30 protein-coding genes are annotated in these 16,965 nt (G+C 42.0%); 4 read left to right on the top strand and 26 right to left on the bottom strand.

The features are described from left to right. Positions 1 to 2: 2 nt before the first annotated feature. From G469_RS0103905 to G469_RS0103895, 3 genes are all read right to left on the bottom strand, one after another. Positions 3 to 317: a hypothetical protein gene (locus G469_RS0103905; protein WP_028263932.1), complete on the bottom strand. Its 315-nt coding sequence runs from the start codon at positions 315 to 317 to the stop codon at positions 3 to 5. Next, positions 310 to 651, bottom strand: coding sequence for an HNH endonuclease (locus G469_RS08305; RefSeq protein WP_051353750.1), 342 nt, complete (start codon positions 649 to 651; stop codon positions 310 to 312). The genes G469_RS0103905 and G469_RS08305 overlap by 8 nt, the downstream gene beginning before the upstream one ends. 486 nt (positions 652 to 1,137) lie before the next feature. Continuing rightward, positions 1,138 to 1,371, bottom strand: a complete 234-nt coding sequence (locus G469_RS0103895; RefSeq protein WP_028263931.1) for a hypothetical protein — start codon at positions 1,369 to 1,371, stop codon at positions 1,138 to 1,140. A 501-nt stretch (positions 1,372 to 1,872) separates the two neighbouring features. Here G469_RS0103895 and G469_RS0103885 point away from each other — a divergent pair. Next, complete coding sequence (locus tag G469_RS0103885; protein ID WP_028263930.1) at positions 1,873 to 2,178, top strand: hypothetical protein; 306 nt, start codon at positions 1,873 to 1,875, stop codon at positions 2,176 to 2,178. Positions 2,179 to 2,722: 544 nt separating this feature from the next. Here the strand turns inward: G469_RS0103885 and G469_RS0103875 are convergent. The 23 genes from G469_RS0103875 to G469_RS09210 all read right to left on the bottom strand — a co-directional run bounded on the left by G469_RS0103875 (position 2,723) and on the right by G469_RS09210 (position 14,894). Next, positions 2,723 to 3,040 carry a hypothetical protein gene (locus G469_RS0103875; RefSeq protein WP_028263928.1) on the bottom strand — a complete coding sequence of 106 codons (318 nt, stop codon included), beginning with the start codon at positions 3,038 to 3,040 and terminating at the stop codon, positions 2,723 to 2,725. A gap of 19 nt (positions 3,041 to 3,059) precedes the next feature. Continuing rightward, positions 3,060 to 3,383 (bottom strand): hypothetical protein, encoded by a 324-nt coding sequence (locus tag G469_RS0103870; protein WP_028263927.1) that lies wholly within the window; start codon positions 3,381 to 3,383, stop codon positions 3,060 to 3,062. 464 nt (positions 3,384 to 3,847) lie between these two features. Next, positions 3,848 to 4,309, bottom strand: coding sequence for a hypothetical protein (locus tag G469_RS0103865; RefSeq protein ID WP_028263926.1), 462 nt, complete (start codon positions 4,307 to 4,309; stop codon positions 3,848 to 3,850). A gap of 313 nt (positions 4,310 to 4,622) precedes the next feature. Further along, positions 4,623 to 4,973, bottom strand: a complete 351-nt coding sequence (locus G469_RS0103855) for a hypothetical protein (protein WP_028263924.1) — start codon at positions 4,971 to 4,973, stop codon at positions 4,623 to 4,625. Positions 4,974 to 5,501: 528 nt separating this feature from the next. Further along, positions 5,502 to 7,634, bottom strand: coding sequence for a phage/plasmid primase, P4 family (locus G469_RS0103850; RefSeq protein WP_028263923.1), 2,133 nt, complete (start codon positions 7,632 to 7,634; stop codon positions 5,502 to 5,504). 51 nt (positions 7,635 to 7,685) lie between these two features. Continuing rightward, positions 7,686 to 7,994, bottom strand: coding sequence for a DUF6378 domain-containing protein (locus G469_RS0103845; protein ID WP_051353749.1), 309 nt, complete (start codon positions 7,992 to 7,994; stop codon positions 7,686 to 7,688). Next, positions 7,975 to 8,277, bottom strand: a complete 303-nt coding sequence (locus tag G469_RS0103840; RefSeq protein WP_028263921.1) for a hypothetical protein — start codon at positions 8,275 to 8,277, stop codon at positions 7,975 to 7,977. Before G469_RS0103840 ends, G469_RS0103845 begins: the two co-directional genes overlap by 20 nt. Continuing rightward, positions 8,270 to 8,779, bottom strand: a complete 510-nt coding sequence (locus G469_RS0103835; RefSeq protein ID WP_028263920.1) for a DUF551 domain-containing protein — start codon at positions 8,777 to 8,779, stop codon at positions 8,270 to 8,272. The genes G469_RS0103840 and G469_RS0103835 overlap by 8 nt, the downstream gene beginning before the upstream one ends. A 329-nt stretch (positions 8,780 to 9,108) precedes the next feature. Continuing rightward, the gene (locus tag G469_RS0103825) at positions 9,109 to 9,486 is read right to left on the bottom strand and encodes a hypothetical protein (protein ID WP_028263919.1); all 378 of its coding nucleotides are present in this window, start codon (positions 9,484 to 9,486) and stop codon (positions 9,109 to 9,111) included. 2 nt (positions 9,487 to 9,488) lie between these two features. Next, on the bottom strand, positions 9,489 to 9,929 hold the full coding sequence (locus tag G469_RS0103820) for a beta-sandwich lipoprotein (protein ID WP_084522295.1): 441 nt from the start codon (positions 9,927 to 9,929) through the stop codon (positions 9,489 to 9,491). A gap of 293 nt (positions 9,930 to 10,222) precedes the next feature. Continuing rightward, positions 10,223 to 10,390, bottom strand: coding sequence for a hypothetical protein (locus G469_RS09085; RefSeq protein WP_156908403.1), 168 nt, complete (start codon positions 10,388 to 10,390; stop codon positions 10,223 to 10,225). Further along, the gene (locus tag G469_RS0103805) at positions 10,387 to 10,650 is read right to left on the bottom strand and encodes a hypothetical protein (RefSeq protein ID WP_156908402.1); all 264 of its coding nucleotides are present in this window, start codon (positions 10,648 to 10,650) and stop codon (positions 10,387 to 10,389) included. The genes G469_RS09085 and G469_RS0103805 overlap by 4 nt, the downstream gene beginning before the upstream one ends. Positions 10,651 to 10,688: 38 nt before the next feature. After that, positions 10,689 to 10,919 carry a hypothetical protein gene (locus tag G469_RS0103800; protein ID WP_028263915.1) on the bottom strand — a complete coding sequence of 77 codons (231 nt, stop codon included), beginning with the start codon at positions 10,917 to 10,919 and terminating at the stop codon, positions 10,689 to 10,691. Next, the gene (locus tag G469_RS0103795) at positions 10,909 to 11,292 is read right to left on the bottom strand and encodes a hypothetical protein (RefSeq protein WP_028263914.1); all 384 of its coding nucleotides are present in this window, start codon (positions 11,290 to 11,292) and stop codon (positions 10,909 to 10,911) included. Before G469_RS0103795 ends, G469_RS0103800 begins: the two co-directional genes overlap by 11 nt. Before the next feature lie 45 nt (positions 11,293 to 11,337). Then, on the bottom strand, positions 11,338 to 11,748 hold the full coding sequence (locus G469_RS0103790) for a hypothetical protein (protein WP_156908401.1): 411 nt from the start codon (positions 11,746 to 11,748) through the stop codon (positions 11,338 to 11,340). 122 nt (positions 11,749 to 11,870) lie between these two features. After that, the gene (locus G469_RS0103785; protein WP_028263912.1) at positions 11,871 to 12,401 is read right to left on the bottom strand and encodes a hypothetical protein; all 531 of its coding nucleotides are present in this window, start codon (positions 12,399 to 12,401) and stop codon (positions 11,871 to 11,873) included. A gap of 2 nt (positions 12,402 to 12,403) precedes the next feature. After that, a complete protein-coding gene (locus G469_RS0103780) occupies positions 12,404 to 12,610 on the bottom strand; it encodes a hypothetical protein (RefSeq protein WP_028263911.1) in 207 nt (68 codons plus the stop codon). 3 nt (positions 12,611 to 12,613) lie between these two features. Further along, the gene (locus G469_RS08295) at positions 12,614 to 13,237 is read right to left on the bottom strand and encodes a DEAD/DEAH box helicase family protein (RefSeq protein ID WP_051353748.1); all 624 of its coding nucleotides are present in this window, start codon (positions 13,235 to 13,237) and stop codon (positions 12,614 to 12,616) included. Next, positions 13,237 to 13,737: a hypothetical protein gene (locus tag G469_RS0103770; protein ID WP_028263910.1), complete on the bottom strand. Its 501-nt coding sequence runs from the start codon at positions 13,735 to 13,737 to the stop codon at positions 13,237 to 13,239. The genes G469_RS08295 and G469_RS0103770 overlap by 1 nt, the downstream gene beginning before the upstream one ends. Beyond that, positions 13,727 to 13,924 carry a hypothetical protein gene (locus tag G469_RS0103765; RefSeq protein WP_028263909.1) on the bottom strand — a complete coding sequence of 66 codons (198 nt, stop codon included), beginning with the start codon at positions 13,922 to 13,924 and terminating at the stop codon, positions 13,727 to 13,729. Before G469_RS0103765 ends, G469_RS0103770 begins: the two co-directional genes overlap by 11 nt. Next, positions 13,924 to 14,190, bottom strand: a complete 267-nt coding sequence (locus G469_RS0103760; protein ID WP_028263908.1) for a hypothetical protein — start codon at positions 14,188 to 14,190, stop codon at positions 13,924 to 13,926. Before G469_RS0103760 ends, G469_RS0103765 begins: the two co-directional genes overlap by 1 nt. Positions 14,191 to 14,363: 173 nt before the next feature. Beyond that, the gene (locus tag G469_RS0103750; protein WP_028263907.1) at positions 14,364 to 14,558 is read right to left on the bottom strand and encodes a helix-turn-helix domain-containing protein; all 195 of its coding nucleotides are present in this window, start codon (positions 14,556 to 14,558) and stop codon (positions 14,364 to 14,366) included. Between the two features lie 135 nt (positions 14,559 to 14,693). Next, positions 14,694 to 14,894, bottom strand: coding sequence for a helix-turn-helix domain-containing protein (locus tag G469_RS09210; protein WP_028263906.1), 201 nt, complete (start codon positions 14,892 to 14,894; stop codon positions 14,694 to 14,696). A 140-nt stretch (positions 14,895 to 15,034) separates the two neighbouring features. On the opposite strand from G469_RS09210, the gene G469_RS0103740 reads away from it, so the two are divergent. The 3 genes from G469_RS0103740 to G469_RS0103730 all read left to right on the top strand — a co-directional run bounded on the left by G469_RS0103740 (position 15,035) and on the right by G469_RS0103730 (position 16,613). Beyond that, complete coding sequence (locus tag G469_RS0103740; protein ID WP_028263905.1) at positions 15,035 to 15,265, top strand: helix-turn-helix domain-containing protein; 231 nt, start codon at positions 15,035 to 15,037, stop codon at positions 15,263 to 15,265. Between the two features lie 223 nt (positions 15,266 to 15,488). Further along, positions 15,489 to 16,154, top strand: a complete 666-nt coding sequence (locus G469_RS0103735; protein WP_028263904.1) for a helix-turn-helix domain-containing protein — start codon at positions 15,489 to 15,491, stop codon at positions 16,152 to 16,154. Between the two features lie 66 nt (positions 16,155 to 16,220). Then, positions 16,221 to 16,613: a hypothetical protein gene (locus G469_RS0103730; protein WP_028263903.1), complete on the top strand. Its 393-nt coding sequence runs from the start codon at positions 16,221 to 16,223 to the stop codon at positions 16,611 to 16,613. Positions 16,614 to 16,965: the final 352 nt, after the last annotated feature.

Genomic DNA, 16,965 nt, shown 5'->3' with positions numbered 1-16,965 from the left:
ACTTACCCCTGCAAGAAGCTATCCAGCTCGTCCCCGCCAGCAGGAGAAACGGCAGTCGCAATTTTAAGCATAGATAATGCAGCTTTCTTCTGACTCATAAGCTTATTAAATGTATGTAAATGTGGACTCGTTTCCGTCTTATGAAGACCTTCTACAGTTGTCCCCTCACTCTGTAAAACACGACGCTCATTATCCATCAGCTCGCAAATGTCGCAGTAGTCCACCAAAATGTCATCAATAATTGGGTCTGTTGTATCGTAGTTCTTTGCAAACAGCTTGTAGCGTTCTGTATTGCGCGTATTATCCAGCTTAACCATTGATACTCTCCATCCTTTGCGGTCGTCCTTGTTCATCGAACCAAACTCTTGCTGGCAGCACATCTTTTTGTGCGCCATAGGTGCCCATCGCTTTGTGTCTTGCAAAATGACAATCCCTGCAAAGTCCAACCAAGTTATCCTGATTAACTGTCACCGCAGGGTTATCAATATTTTCTGGAGTAAGTGGTTTTATGTGATGAACTTCATCAATAGGCGTAACTAGTCCTCGTTCCTGACAATCGGCACACAACCCATGCTGTCTTGCCTTACACAACTCACGAGCTTTTATCCATTTTGTTGACCTATAGAACCTCTTAGAGAATGCTTGTGCCATAAGAAACCAGCTATTCTTACCTCTAACTCCCCCAGAAAAATGTAGAAAACTATCCTAAATATATCAAAGTTTTCGACAATTTTGTAGAAAAGTAAGCGGTTTATACAAAAAGTTTTCGACAATACACATTATATAAGACATGTATTAACTCTAAAAATGTAGAAAACTGGTTTTAAAAAGCAATTCGCATAAAATCCTAACCCTTGACGCCGGTCTCCCCGTTTGCGCAGGTCAAAGCCCCTATGGGGGGTATATGAATACTTGCTCATATACACATATAGGATAAATTTATGCACAATGCTACGTATTGATAAGATAAGACATATATAAGATTAAGCTTTGCGCGGTGCGCCTGGGAGATGGTCAACGCAAGCAGTGCAATATATGGGTATCTCCAGGCGCTGTGTGGTGATAAGGTTTAATTTATGCCAATGAATAAGTGAAAGCGGGGCAGCGACAAATGCTACCCCGTTAGTAATATATAAGTTAATGTTTATCGTATGCCAGTTCGTCGATGACGATAGTGTCATCATCTTTTATTAAACATAATTTATATCCACAGGCTTTTGCAATCTCAATGAATACGGGAAGCGTTGGGGCGCTCCCTCGGTGCATCACTTGGCGTAAGTATCCATCAGATCTATCCATGACGCGCGATACATCCGTAGACGTCTTACCGCTCTTAGATAAGATATGTTTAATTAATTGTGTTGTATCCATAGTCCTCCGTTCAACGTTTATCACATTCTACCTGCATAAATACAATACGTCAACAAATGTTATGTAGGAATTATGTAGGTAAATAACAGTTGTTGACATTGTAACGATTGTTGACGGATACTACAGCCAACGCAAGGGAGCAACGAGCCACCCGGGCAACGTACCTTAACAACTGAATAGCTCGCCAAGGCGGATACCCCGCACTAGGGATATACGGAAACCTCCGCAACTATGGAGGTTATGCAATGAAGATACAGGATTTAGTAAATCTTATATCGGTAGTTACATCAATAGCCGGTCTGCTTATCGACTTTACAAGGCTTGTAATTGAGCTTGAGAAGGAGAAGGGCGACCAAGACTAAGAAGGGTTAAGCCACCCTCTCCAAGTTTCTGCAGGACTTCGGAGGTGTGAGCTGTAGCCCGGAAAGTTACCAGCTCGGTCCGTATGTCCCTAATGTGGGATACCCCACAAGACAAAGAATATGTAAAGGAGTATACATCATGAGTCAAGCAAGTTCAATGAAGGTTTGCAACCTCTACAAGCACGTTTACAAGCTCCCCTATTGTGCTATTCCATGGCTAGCGGAGATGCCAAGCGACTACCACAACCACGGCATCTACGGATGGAATTGTGATATCTATACGCATAATGAATATGATATAGCTATCACGACTGGTTACCGTAATACACGAGGTCAGAGAGTCCCCCAAGAAATTATTAACGAGTTCGCGACCTATACACCTGGCGAACTCTACACGCATTCAGAAGCTTTCGACATGCTTTGTGAAAAGCTATCCAAGCTTTAAAACTAAAGTTTTACACCCGCGTCTTGGATAAATTCAGCTCATTATGCAGTGGGACGTGTGATTACGAAGGTCCCCACGATAACCAGAATTATAGCCGTGACTACTTCTACCGCATCGTTGAGGTTTACGAAGCCGACTAGTGTAATTCTCAGGGCGCGTGGGAAAAACATGCGCCCTATTTTTTTGACCAATACTATATAATTAATCTGACAATAGAAAGGACGAGCAATGTTCATTTTAGGGGTACTGGTATTGATCGCATTGTACATGTATGGTCCATTGCTATTGGCGCTTTTGATACTAACACCTATCTATGTTTGGTTTATTGAACCTTGGCTAACAAACAGACGTATTAAGCGTATTAAGCGTATATTAAAAGAACGCGAAAACGCCTAAAACATGCACTTTTCCCGCTATCCATCTTTAGGGTAACGGGGATTTTTTATGCATTGATACATTGATTTTCATGTTCCATTGTCTTGCCAAAAAAATAGCCATTGATTAGCGATTTTCGATGTTCAAAAAGTCTAGGTAAAGTCCATTGTTATTGCTTTTCAGAGTCCACAACTTCATTGATTTTGCTCTTAAAAAGGTCCAGCGCCAGGTTGTTTACTATTTCATTGATTGATTTTTCTGCACCATTTGCAGCTAGGCTTGCTGTAGCGAAGTTAATAAAAGCGCGTCCAACTTCTGCAATTTCAATTAAGGTCCAGTTGTTTTGCTCAAAAAAGTCTGCTTGCGCTTTGATGTAATTCATAACTTTGCTATTGTCGTAGATTTCACGCGCGCGTTTGTCCAGCTTTTCATTAGACAAAATCGCATTAACAACTGCGTCTTTAATTACTTTTTCGTTTTTATCCATTGCTTGTCTCCATCGGTAATCATGCGTTGGCTTTTGTTGTTGGAGGAATATTGATATTTTCGGCTTCGTCCTCGCTCTGTATTAAGCACTCCCAGATGCTTTCTTGTTCGCGATATTTATCAAACGTCTTAATGCGCTTCCGTATATTCTCTTTTACCCCATCAGGTCCGTATAGCAGTCCATCCAACATTTTAATTAGCTCGTTACGCTGAATATCTGAATGGATATTTTGAGCAAGCAAAGCACTGTAGATGTATTTACGCAAATCCCAGTGGACAAGCGCAAGGATAACCATGATAAATATTGCTGATACGGCAACAAGAGTATTTGTATCTACGTGCATGTTATCTCCCCTTTTTATATTTAATAAAACTGATTTTCGCCAACGATTTTCGATTTTTGTTATCGATTTTCACTATAACGATTTTCATTTTAGCAAAACGATTTTCGTATTTGTTGGCTGATAAAAATGATTTTGATTCAGACGATTTTCAGAAACGCCGCCCCTAAAAAGTAAACCGGGCAGAAACCGCCGCCCACCCGCACCGGAGGTGCCCAGTTGTTAGACCTTCTGGGGTCCATCATTCTCTCAGATAGCCGCAGCGTAGGACGATTTTTATATTTATTTATCTTAATAATATGTAGTCATGCGATTTTCGTTCGTCGCCATGACATCATCCACGTTTTCGTTAGTTTTACCAAACGATTTTCATCCCAGCCATTCTAAGGCGTTTTAAGGTTTTGATTTTCGTTGAATGAGTATTTAATCGTTAACAATAACTTTCGTTGGCTGTGCATGGTCCAGCACTACACAAGCGGTATTACATTAATTTGCCCAGTTGGTAAATAACTGAATTGATAATGGTAGTCCAGCCAATCAATCGCTTGTTTTGCTTTAGATATAACAGTGTTATGTGATTTATATCCATGTGCATGTGCAATTTTAGTCCATGATTCATTGAACATGTAGCGTGCAGATAATATCTGTTCTAACTCTACTGAACGCCTACGTGATAGCTGTTCCAATACATTCCAGGCTGTATCAATAATACAGTCACACTCTTTTTCGCGTTCATCAAACACATGCAGCTGTTTGTCCAGCATTTGATCTATAGAGTCCATCGGTGAAGATGTGGTTTGTCCAGCTACACTAGGTTGGTATTTTTGATTTTTGATTGTGGAATTGATTTTCTCAGTTCGATAATCATAGATACGCTGCTTATCTTTAACAGCCTGAGCTGCGATTTTCAATAGTTCTTCTGCGTCCATTTGCTCTCCTTTCTTTGGTTAATGATTGGCTCGATATAGTTGCCCAGCTCTACGCATTACAGAGTCAGGTGTTGTATGAAGTTGTTCGCTAAGTGCATCTATAGCTTTTAGCAGGTACTTGTCATTAGATTTTTCCCATTGCCTACCACGCAAATATCTACGTAACTTTAAGCGGTCTATTTTTGCTTTTATGCTGGTGATAGTACGATTTGGGAATATTTTGCTAAGCTCGCTAGCATTGATTTTGTCTCGTGTATTGCAATATGCGTAGAGTCTATCCAGCTCTTTTTCAGTCCAACGGTAGCGTGGCGCTCTACTCATCTTCGTTCAGCTCTTCCCAGACTACGTGTGATTTCTTTTCTTGTGTAGCCTTAAGCAAGCTGGGATTTTTATATGAGCGCTTAGCCATTGAATACAAATGATTGCAGATTTCTTGACGTGATATTCCAAATTTATCTGCTTTAGGAAACACAACATCAACCAGTTCTTGCTCCATTTCGCGTGTCCACTTTTGTGGTTTATAATAATACCCAAGCTCTCGGCATTTCTCGCTAATTGCTCGGCTGCTGCGGTGAGGTAATGCAATTTGAATTAACTTGCGCACTCCTTTATGCGCGTGGATTTGCTTAACTTCCCATGGCTGCCATGATTGATTTCGCCCCATGATAGAACTCCTTTCTTTTGTATTAGATAAAACTTTTTAACGCAAGTTGAGAAAACTCTTCCAGACGCTTCTAGCGTAGCGTTATGTTAAACATCAAAATTACTCTATTTAGAGTAAAATGCGCCTCAAACTTACATTCTAATTTCGCATACTTGCATATTTACCTTGGATAACAGTGTTATTTATTTGTGTCTCTTTGTGTCTCTTCTCAAAAATTAAATGCGCAGGTAAACGGCTGTTTTTGTGTCTCTTATTTTTTCCTATTTTTAAAAGAGGCACAAGCATTTGCGCAGGTAGATATATATATTTTAAAAGTTTGTGTCTCTTATTTTGCAACTTTGCTATTTTTATATATAAACTCGTATACTTAGCGTAATGCGCTATTTCTAATAATAAATATAAGAATAGTAAATTAAATGTAAGAAGAGACACAAATTTTTATATTTTTTATGCTTTACCTGCGGAAATGCTGTGTCTCTTCTATTTTTTAAAAGAGACACAAATACCATGATGTCAATCTACCTGCGATTATGCTTTTCTGGCTATAAAAGCCTTGTCATATCGACCACTTGGTAGCCTTATGCTTCTTCGCTCTAGTCCCATTTCTTTGGTCACATTAAGCGTGAATCGTCTTTTGCTAAATGGAATACGTATACCAGCGTGCCTGCACCAATCACAGTAGCGTGAATACATTTGGCTGGTTGGCTTATTGATGAAATCCTGTTGGATAAGCCGTTCATCATCTAACCATTGAACAACACTACTGTTTTCCTGGCGGACTTGTTCTAATTCTTCCTCCATATCGTCCAATCTTTCAAATATCCCTTTTTCATACAGTTCTTTAACCTCACACATGCCCAAATAAGCCAATCTCTGTAGGTTTCTAGGCGTGTTTAGGACAATATCGTAGTTCGGGACGTAATTTTCATTATCGGGCGTGAAATGCGCTCTGAATGGCACAAACGCGATACGGCGTAAAATACCGTTGGATGAGTCGCCTAGACGTGGAACTTCATTCATAGAAAAAATTAGCGTTGCCCGTGGAGTAAATGAAAATCCATCTCCCCCCTTAATGTCGGTGTACACCGTATCGCCTGTGACTACTTTCTTAAACATGGAAAGCTCTTCACCGCTGACAAAGCCATTGGGAATGTCATCACCAATATTGGCTAATTTGCCTACAATTTGTGATGCTTGGAAGCGCTTTCCTAGTGTTGCAAGCTCTAATGAACTAACATTTTGAGTGCCCAACAGCGCTGTTAGAACCTTGAGAAACGTTGATTTTCCGTTGCTTGCTTCTCCTCCTATATCGTTGGAATATCCAATCAACATTGGCGATTGTGAGACAATGGTTTTAGAACACATTGCAGCGCCTATTACTTGGCACATAAGCTTTTGAGTTTGCTCATCACCAGCAGATAGGCGCTGGATAAATAAATCCGCTTCACCTTCTTTTGTGTTTAGCTTTAGCTCCACAGGTAGTGTGTTTGTAATGTACATTTCTGGTCTTGGCTCAACAAATGTCTCGCCAAGTACGTCCCAGGTACCATTTTTGAACTGGATATATGGCTTTTTGTCCATATCGCGGCTAGAGATAATATATTTAGCCTGTTCCTGGATGTAAGCTACTACTTCACTCTTATCAGATTTTTTGCAGCTATCGACATAATGGGTACATAGCCTGTTGATGGACTTTACCCCCATATCCCAACGTTTACCTGTCCATGCTGCTGGGACACCGTCAATAATTGCAGCGTGATTACGCGAAATAATCTCGCGCGCCAACATGTTATGCTTAATTCCGCCGCCCTTGCGTAAAAATTTGGTTGGATCTGGCAAGTCTTGTTTATCAGCTGTACTAGACTCATTGTGAGCCGTTTTAAGGCTGTTTTTGCTACCTTTTGGGTATTTAGTCGCAGAATTAACTATCCTAGCCAATTCTGACTGCTTAAGTGGTTCTACGCACCGTTCTTGATTAGCTTGCTCAATCTTTCCTTTAATTTCCAAGTCATCAACGCCAAATTCCTGTAATTGGCAAGCGTATTTGAATAGCATGTTATCGCGTTCGCCTTTTTTGATAACCTTAGGCAATTTAAAAGACTGGATAGCTCCTGGCTCACTAAATTTTCTATCACCAGCCTGGCAATACTGGATAAAGTCATAAACACATGCGTCTGCATCTGCTATTTGTGTTAAAGGTGTTACCCAGCGATATTGGTTGCCGTTCTCATGAATTGATGGAGGTGCTACTACATAGCTGCCATCTCCGCGTATATCAATGCCCAACTCGGCGTTGGTGGAAGGATGGATAATACGGTCTACGCGGTAGTAATAATGCATTCCATGCCGCCCCGTCATTGCACATGCTGTGGTTGGTAATTCGTGGAACCGTTCCTCCCAGTCTTGCATAGCGGACAACCCATCTTTTCCATTGTCTTCATCAACATCTAAGTCAATGACGACAATTCCACCTGATTGGGCGCCACAGACAATGCCAATATTTGATTTTTCGTGCTTGGTCCACCACTCATTGGCATTATTGATATCAACACAAGCGCTTTTTAATCCGCCTTGGACAGCTGGGATTTTGCCGCGCTCGGCTAATGGAATAATGGCAAATCCAGCACGTGAATACATAATTGCGCTGTCTTTTAGGCTCATACTCACCTCCTAATATTCAGTTTTGTTATCGGAAAATGTGATAGCTATTTTTTAGTGTAAAAGATTGGCGTCTATCTCAGACCCACAGGCTGCATATCCAGCTATATCAACCCAATTATCGCGATGTACTCCACCCTTATTGCGTGCAATTTTTAATAGAATCATCATGTTTGCTACATCGTCAGATGCAATATCAGTGCTTAAGTAAGCTCTCCATAAGTTAGCAATTGTGTTAAATGAATCTTCAATATCTCCGTATTGGTTTTGTCGCTCGCCACACACAACGTTTTTAGCGTCTTGCAAAAGCTTCTCGCGTTCGCTAATTGGATTACTCGCACAACTACTTGTGAATGTGCTCATAGCCTTCACCCCACTTGCAAAATCCCATAGGTTCGCAGTCAGTCCATTTTTGACGGACGCAATCAAGATGGACCGTATCATAAAAGATGCAGTCTTTGCAGCGTACAATTTCTTCTTGGTTCTCGGCTGCTTCCCTAATACGGCTTAGCCACTCATACCTTTCTCGCTTACGACGAGCTCGTGCAGCTTCTTGAGGTCCCAAGTAGAACTCATGATCCTTTTTGTATTCCATATACTTATCTAGTAACTCCAACGAAATATCTCGAAGAGATTCTTTAGGCATTTCTACTTACCTCCTCATAAGGCTCTGGCAGCGGCATCCAGGCGTCAACAGTTCCGTCGACTGGTAAATTATTAGTAAAACGCCAACCAAAATCACAATCATAGAGTGCTGGACACGTGGCTGTATATGGGTCATCATCAGTAGCGATTGTAATAAGTACAATCTGCCATTCGTAAGGCAACCTCTCACTTACTGGTATCCATTGCATTGTGTCCTCCTTTTCACGCATTTGATCTTCAAAGCTTTTCCTCAGCTCAATAAGAGCATCTAAGCGCTTTTGCTCTAGGTCTCCAAGTACCTCAAGCTCTTCTTCATCGAGCTCAAAAGTTGTGATAGAGCGGTGAGGAGCCAGAGCATCTTGACAGCGTATGATTGCCTTGAGCCTTCTTCTCTTTGGGATAAAAAACTCAAGCTTACGCGCGGTGCGCTTTATCTGCTCGTCAATTGCCGCTTTAATTCCTTCTAGACCAACTTCATATGGGTCTGGTAGTTGCCATCCCATTTATTTGTCCTCCACAATACGCGCGCCACAGTTAGGGCAATAATTCCACCCTATTAGGGGATACATTTTTGTCCGCCCACATGCTGTGCAATGACAGCTGTATGGTTCATCCTCAACCATTTCACACGTGGGGTATATGAGATTAGCAAGCTTATTGAGTGTCTCCGAGTTTGTTCTCAGCGATGATTCAGGGGTAACAGTTAGACCTTTATCATCGGCTATATCATCTACGTTAATCCAGCTATGAAGAAACGCTCCAATAGCCCAAGAGGCAACACCATTGTCTGCGAAAAACCTCAACCTTTCTGCAATCTCTTGCCGCTCGTCACTCATTCGCACACCTCCGTAACGCGAGATCCGCAATTGGGGCAGTAATTAAATGGCTTTTCTTCGCATTCTCCTAGTGCGTCTTCGCAATAATCTGTAAGGTCAGCACCGCACTCAGAGCACTTACACTCCCACTCGTAAACGTGTATACCGTCATGTGCAAACCAAGATGTATTTTTGTAGATGATGCGACATGTAGGGTCAATAAGCCCAGCAAGGCGTTCAAGCAGCTCATCCGTACTATCTTTGTTTCCCGTGTAATTCTCGACACCTATCATTGCTGCAATATCGTAACCGCTTACCCAATCATAGATACGAACGATATTTTCGCGTAGGCACTTTGCAGCTTCTTCGCGCTGTTCGGGTGTTGGATTAGCCATCTTTAGTCCTTACTTACGATTTTTACGCCAGGGATTTCTTGCGGCAAGAAATTAAGCTCATAGCTGTACTTGTCTACAGTTGAGCCGCTTAGATCCTCTACGGTGTAACACGTCCACTCATTGAGATACACAAAGTGCTTGGTGTACTTACCGTCTGGCAACTCACAGGTCACTTCGAGTTCGTTAGTATTGTTGTTCTTATGGATGGAAAACGTACCTGTCAGCTGTAGTGTTACCTGGTCAGAACGACAATTGATAACCGTCAAGCGTCGTACTACGTTGAAGTTATCGGCTTCCTGGCTGATGTTGTGTGATACACGGTCTGCTTCTTTGCAACTGGTTAGACTGAGCGCCGTTATAGCCACGGCAACAATAACAAGCGCTGCTACCGCAACGCTGATAAAACGTTTGTCAATGTTTAAACCAATAAAACTGTCATCCATCTTTACCCCTCTCCCTCTGATACAAAGTTACGACTCTACGCATAACTGTTTGTCGGCTTGCTTGGAGTTTTTCTGCCAAAAAATCAATAGCCGATAAAATATCTTGGTCATCTTTAGGCGTCCACTTGTGGTTCCTTCGTAGACCAACACCTAGCTTCTGGGCATGGTTATTAATCGCGTAAACACTTCTGCCTGGCAATAGCTCATACCATCCTGACCAATAGCAACCATGCCCTTGAGCGTACCCTGCTCTAAGGATGGTGTCTTCTGCTGCTGTCCAGCGGGTCCCTAGGCTACTTCTCATTGCTTGACTTCTCTTTTTGCTCATCTGGTGTGCTTTTGCATAGCTGGAAGATAAAATAAAAAGTTCCAATTAATAAAGCACTGCAAATGATTGGCACTGCTCCCATTACAAAAAGATAGGCACCAAGAGCTATAAAACCGAGGATAATTAAAATCATTTTCTTTTGCTCTCCTTTTGATACATTGACGCAATATGCCCTAAAAGCTGGCTTTTACTAACACGTAGTTCATGAGCCAATGTGCGCAAGTTGTTATGGATAAATGCGTTTTCGGCAGCGTTCCATTTTTTACGCTTGCCTGTAGTCAACCCACATAAATAAGCTTTGCGTGAAATTGAATTAGGCGTGTGACGTGGTAATGCTTGTTTCCAGTAATCGCTTTTATAGCTGTGCCCTTGTGCATAGCCTTGTCTAAGCACATCAAGCTCTTTGGTGGTCCATTCATTGTGTACCCTAGTCACTTGTATTCACCTTCTACACAAGTGTCAGAACCGCGAACTGCATCAATATTGATGTGATAGCCGCATTGATCTACATCTGCATAGAGCAAGCACACGCCAAAGCTTTCTAAGCCTTTCATTTCGTAAGCCTTGGCGTAATGCTTGCATTTTTCGCATTTACCGTGGTAATTCTCACTATTGATGTAGGGATTCTCCGCTGCGTAGTGCTCAGACAAGCTATTCATCATCTGAGACCAGCTCTTCCCACATTGGGTGCAATACATCAGACAGCATGCTTAGCATAACGTCAAAGCTAATGTAAGACGGGATGTTCTTACACGCGTTTTCTGCCCAAGACTCGAACCCATCTTTTCGAGCACATTCCGCATCTTCCAGAATCCAAGAGTAAAAATTGTTATTTATATACTCTTGCTTACCTAGTTTGCATAGCTCTTCTTTGAAACGCCTCGCAGAGGCTGGATGCGCTGGTGGAAGCATATCATGCAAGTGCTCATTCTCTTCTTTTAATAGAGCAACTTCGTCTTGAAGTTCAGCAATACGATAAATTGCATAGTCCTCAGAGTTTGTAACATAATGAGGAATGGATGTATGGTTGGGCATATTCCCTGCCTTTCAAAATGCATAAAATATATGCAAAAATGTATATTACTTTTCGTAATTGACGCCTAGCAACTCGCAAATAACGCGCCCTGTTGAGCGTTTATTGCAAAACATAAACTCGCATCCATATTTATATTCAATGGTGCGCATAATGCGTGCTAATGTGCTGCCCTGCATTGGTTTTTGTTTGCGTGCAGCACAACGCATAGATACTTTTGGGTCACAATGTCCAAAGCGTCTTTTATCGCATTTTTGGCAAACATTACTTGTCCATTGTGCGACATCGTCCACACAATGGTATGGATGTCCAACTTCAATTAAAACAATTAGTTTGTATCCAGCTTCATTTGCACGCTTAATTTCACGTGCAAACCTAGCGTGGTCACGCCCAAAATTAGACGCAACCTCCGCTAAATTTTGTTTGGTGTCTACGCTGATATTAGATTGGCTGGTCATATAATCGCCAAAGTCCAGCTTTTTGTATTCAAACTGGACTTTATGGGCGGTAAACCAATTATCTATATTGCTGTGCTTATTTGCTTGTTGCCTAGTGTCTACGTAGATTACGGGCGCTTCCATTAGCGAAATGGAATATCAGATAAGTCATCGTATGTAGAAACAGGCGCATCACGTTCGAGCTTCTTTGGCTCACGTGCCTTAATCTCGCCATTGCGCACCTTATCGGCTGCTACTACTTGGCAGACGTTAAGACGAGTGCGCACCTTTCCTTCGTACTCATACTCCTCCTCTTGGAGGTTAAGGCCGACTAAGCGATTGACAAACATGTCTTCTCGCCCTGCATCAAATGCTGCAAAACCATCAAACCCTGGATTTGAGTCGTTGATAGCGTTCAAGCGTCCTTTTAACATACCAAACGCGCTGTCCTTGTAGCTCATAAAAAAGTGATGGGCGTAAGGGTGAGTCTTGCCCCAATCATCAGAGTAAAACCCTGCATACCCACCCTCTGCAATGTCAAAAACAATTTCAAGGTACTCTTTGCTCTCGTTGTCTTTCACATCAATAATCTTAGCTACATACGGACCTGCTGGTAGACGGGTGAAGTCGTCTGAACTCTCTGTGATCTCTTTCCACGGAATATTCTTACGCATAATTAACCTCTTTCTATAGTTTGTGCTAATGATTCTTCAAATGCTCGGTCTCGCTGGTCAAATACATGGTGTTTTTGCTCAACAGCAGAATCCAAAGCATCAAATGTCCTATCTGCTGCTAAATCTTCATCGCATCCTTGCTCAACTAGAAATGCAAAATACATTTCACAGGATGCTAAAAGCTGGTCATAGATTGCCTGAGAAAACATAGGCTATTTCACCACTTTTAGTGGCTTTAGCTCCCAGTACTCACGTATTGCGTTATCTACTTGCTTTAAGTCGTTGTCCATGTTATCTGGCAGCATATCTATTGGCGCTTTGGCTAAATTGGTCCCATCATTAGCTGTGACAAAAATATGCTTACCATCATCAACGCGAGTATTGATAACAATTGGGAACAATCCCTCAATACAGAGCTTTTCGTCCAGCATCTTTCCAATACTGCGAACCTTTTCTTTACCAAAAGCGTCTGTTTCTGGGTGCATTAAGAAATACACCACTGTGTCTTTGCTGGTTTGCGCCGCGGCTACAAGCAACTTCTCAAAAGACAACGCCATATCAACAAATTTTGAGTATCCATTGTCTTTAGCTCGTGCAAAGTTATCAAACGCCATTAAATATGTGGCATCATCAATAACATAAGCGTTATATGCGTTTTTCTGTAACGCGGGAATAATTGACTTATACGTTGCTCCGTCCATTTTGGGCAAATGCCCCCGAAATGGTAGTGGTTTGGATGCCACGTTGAAGATAGCAAGCTCGCCGTCTTTGAAGTTGCGGAGACTGGTAGACTTTCCTGAGCCGGATGCGCCTAGCACCATTACACAAACGCCCATTATTTTTCACCATCAAGCAGCGGGAATACATTACCCATGCCTAGCTCGCCCATGATTGCGTTAACTTTGGCAGGGTCTACTGTAAGTGTTGTGCCGGTTGGACGTGGTGGTGTTCCTACTTCTTGAACTTCGCATCCATCAGGAAGTTCGCCATTGTTTAGTAGCTCGGCTAAAACTTCTTGTTCATCGTCCACTACGATGTGCTTCTCTTCGTGGGCGTACCCATTCTCAAGTGCCCAATCCAGCCATGCCTTGCGGTCCTGGATACTAAGCACTGTCTTACGTGTGTCTTTGGATACTTTAACTGAGTAAGCCCCGACTTTTTGCCCCTGGATAAGAGCATCGCGTGACTTAACTCCTGTGCTGAGATAGCCGTCAATTAAGGCTGCGTCTAGCTGTGCGCGTAGCCCAGCACCTTTTGTAGATACATCAGACGCAATAGCCTTGTAAACTGCTTGCTCGATGTATAGGCGCTCAAATGGCGTTAGCTTATTTGACATTAACTTTCACCCTCTTTACAACTGGAGAACCTAAAACTGTGACGAAGCGGGGAACAATGTAGTAATCACACTTCATCAGTCGTGCAAGTGTTTTAGCTTCTTGCTCAAACAAAACCGCTGCAAAAGGCTCAGTTTTCTCTTTCTCGACCAATACAAATACGCCTGCTGCTGGATCTGTTTCTTTCATTACTTTTCCTCCGTTTCATCTGTGTTTGTAGTTCTGCTATTGAACTCTTCGATAGCTTCTGTATCTGTATGTGCAGATAAAATGAACCCACCGTGTTTAGGGTGGCGCATAAAGTAGCTATTCATAAAGCTGGACTTTTCAAGCTTCCAATCACCCTTTGTTACAAGAATGTTTCCAAAAGGCTTTGGATTTTTTGGCGATTGCTTCTCAACGTGTTTACTCACGCTGTAGTTGCCGAACAAAACAGCCGTGAAGTTATCTAGCATAAAACAGCCAACCCCCACTCAAGCAAAAGTAGAGCGGCGATAATGCCAGCTGCCCCCAGCCAATCTCTCCATGTGTAATAACTGAAAACCTCTAGCAAATCATGTACCATATCTACATCCCCTTTCGGTGGGATAGCCACCTAGCCTTAGCCTTTGAAACTCGGTAGGTGGCTTTATTCTTCGATTTCAAGTGTTAACCCGTACTGTTTAGCAAGCCTGCGCGTATTAATGCGCCATTGCTTGCCAATCTTTACTGCAAAAATCCTTCCAGTCCTACATGCTTCTGTGATTGTTGAATATGGCGCGCCATTTAGTACGTGCGCCGCCTGTGCCACAGTAAGTAGTTGTGGATAGGTTTTGTGTTCCATCGCACCTCCTCTTGATTTGTGCGCGGATAAAACTTTGGCAGTTCTTAGTCCAGTGCGTTAGTAACTCGACATAAGCAAAAGACGCATCGGCAATTGCTTATCTCGTGCTATTCGGTTGTTAAGGTACAATGGTGCTTAATTGCTAAGACAAATCAGTTCGTCAGATGAGCAGTTGTAAATAACTGCCATTTTTCGCAATTTTTCAGCGGAAGGAGCAGTCTCTCCGTTCTCCCACTTATATAAAGTTTGAAGAGAAACCCCAATTTCGGACGCTGCTACTTCTGGGCGCAGCTCCGCTTGTTTACGGAACTTCCTATAATTGTTTGTGCGCTCCATTAATGTTTGTCACCCCCCCTTTTGTATAACGAACTGTTTACAGAGTATTCTTTTCGTTATATTCTGTCAACAGAAAAGTATAAATATTTTTATTTTTTGTATTCCTACTGTTATACTAAATAGAACAGAAAGGAGAAAAAATGGACTTTAAAGAGCAATTAGGCGCACGTATTGCCAGTGCCCGTGGATTTAACCGTTTGGGGCAAAGTGAGCTTGCAGAAATGATTGGCGTGAGTAAACAAACCATATCTAATTGGGAGAATGGTCGCAGAACGCCCGACGCCGACCTGATACGTAGGCTGTGTGAAATTCTTGGGTGCACCTCTGATTACCTCCTGGGCTTGACAAACTCTTTTGCACAGAAAACATAGCGCAAACGTTATACAGAACACATGTTCTATACTACAAAATCGCTCGGACACTTATTGATGGGGTAGTATGGGCAAGATAGATACGCAGGTAAAGTATTATTTTTAGTAATATTATTACAACGTTCTTATATTTATTGCCCAGCTACATAAAGGCTGGTAGATGTATAAGCGCAAAGGCAAATTATTACTGCCAGTAATATAGTGATATTGAGGACGTGAAGATATGCACTTTGGTAATAATGTAAAACGCTTACGTGAATTGCTTAATCTCACACACGAAGAATTTGGGCAAGCCATAGGCTATTCACAGTCTGCTATATCTGCTTGGGAAAGTAAGCGGACTTATCCACGTATTAATACGCTTGAGCAAATAGCTTGTGTATACGATATTCCAGCTTGTACGCTACTTGATGAGCACGCTCTAGATAATGCGTCTGTAGTAGATGGGTATATCCAGCTTGCGCATAAACGCCAAGCTTACCAGGTGCCACTAGTAGATAATCTGTATGCTCACAGCATATTAGAAGATACGCATACGTCTACTCTATATAGCATCGCCCCTGAGCTTGCAAAGCTTTACCCAGATAGCTTTTTTATCGAGGTGCCAGATGATTCTTTGGACTTACTCTTGCCCATCCATGCTCTAGCTCTCATTGTGCCTATGCGTGCGATGACGAAAAATAATGATCTTTATTTAGTAGCAGTAGACGATGAACCAGCAATACTACGGCGTGTACGTAAGCTTAATAATGGCTATGAGCTGAGCTGTGAGTCAACAGATGCAACCTACCGCCCACGTGTCTTTGATTACAGTATCGGCTGCACACAGCAGATCACTATTCTTGGAAAACTGGCATGGTACATGATGCCGTACGATTGGAAGTTTTAACTTATTATCCTACAACAAGAATATATAATGTAGGTTGTTGTCAAACCATTAAAGAGGAGTAAAAAAATGGAAGAAAAAGTCACTAGCCAGGACAAGGTACAAAAAGAGACAGTTCAAGAACCACCCCTCCAATCACCTCAACCTAGTGCAACACCAATTGAAGAATATGCCGCAACGGCAAAGAAGGCATTTATTTTTTCATTAGTTGCGGTTGCTGTTTGTGTAATCATGGGGTTAATGGCAGGCAATAGCGTAGCAAAGGCACAACATGATGTTCTATTTGCAGATTCTCTTAGCTCATCTCGTTATAGCTCTATCGATGAAAGCGATAAATTAGAAAAAGCGGAAAGTGCCGTTGCCTTAATTATGGGTCTAACGTATATAGCGTCTGGAGCAGCTGGAATAAGCTGCATGGCATATGTTGGCTCTTCTATGTTAGTAGCTTATAAAAAATCATAACTAAACATAGCTATATTTATTGTTAGCGCCATCTTTCAAAGGTGGCGTTTTTTATGCCCCGTTTCACCACATAGCTTAATAAATAATTACACCAACCTTAAATATATAAACTGGTGATTTTTCGCTGGTAAAACTGGTTGCGCCCGTTAGTTTTACGGCGCATATACGGCGCTACTTACGGCGCTAAAAGAAAAGGTAGACGACTATAAGCCATCTACCTGCATAAATATGGAGCCAGCTACGGGACTTGAACCTGCGACCCCCGCTTTACGAGTTGCCTTAAATGTAGCTGAATAAATTAGATATGCTAGTTACGCTGAATAAAACAGCAGGTAGGCTAATTAGCGTGAAA

The organism is Atopobium fossor DSM 15642, from assembly GCF_000483125.1.
GTDB lineage: Bacteria > Actinomycetota > Coriobacteriia > Coriobacteriales > Atopobiaceae > Atopobium > Atopobium fossor.
Note: the sequence above shows the minus strand (reverse complement) of the source record. Positions and strands in the feature narration are given on the sequence as shown.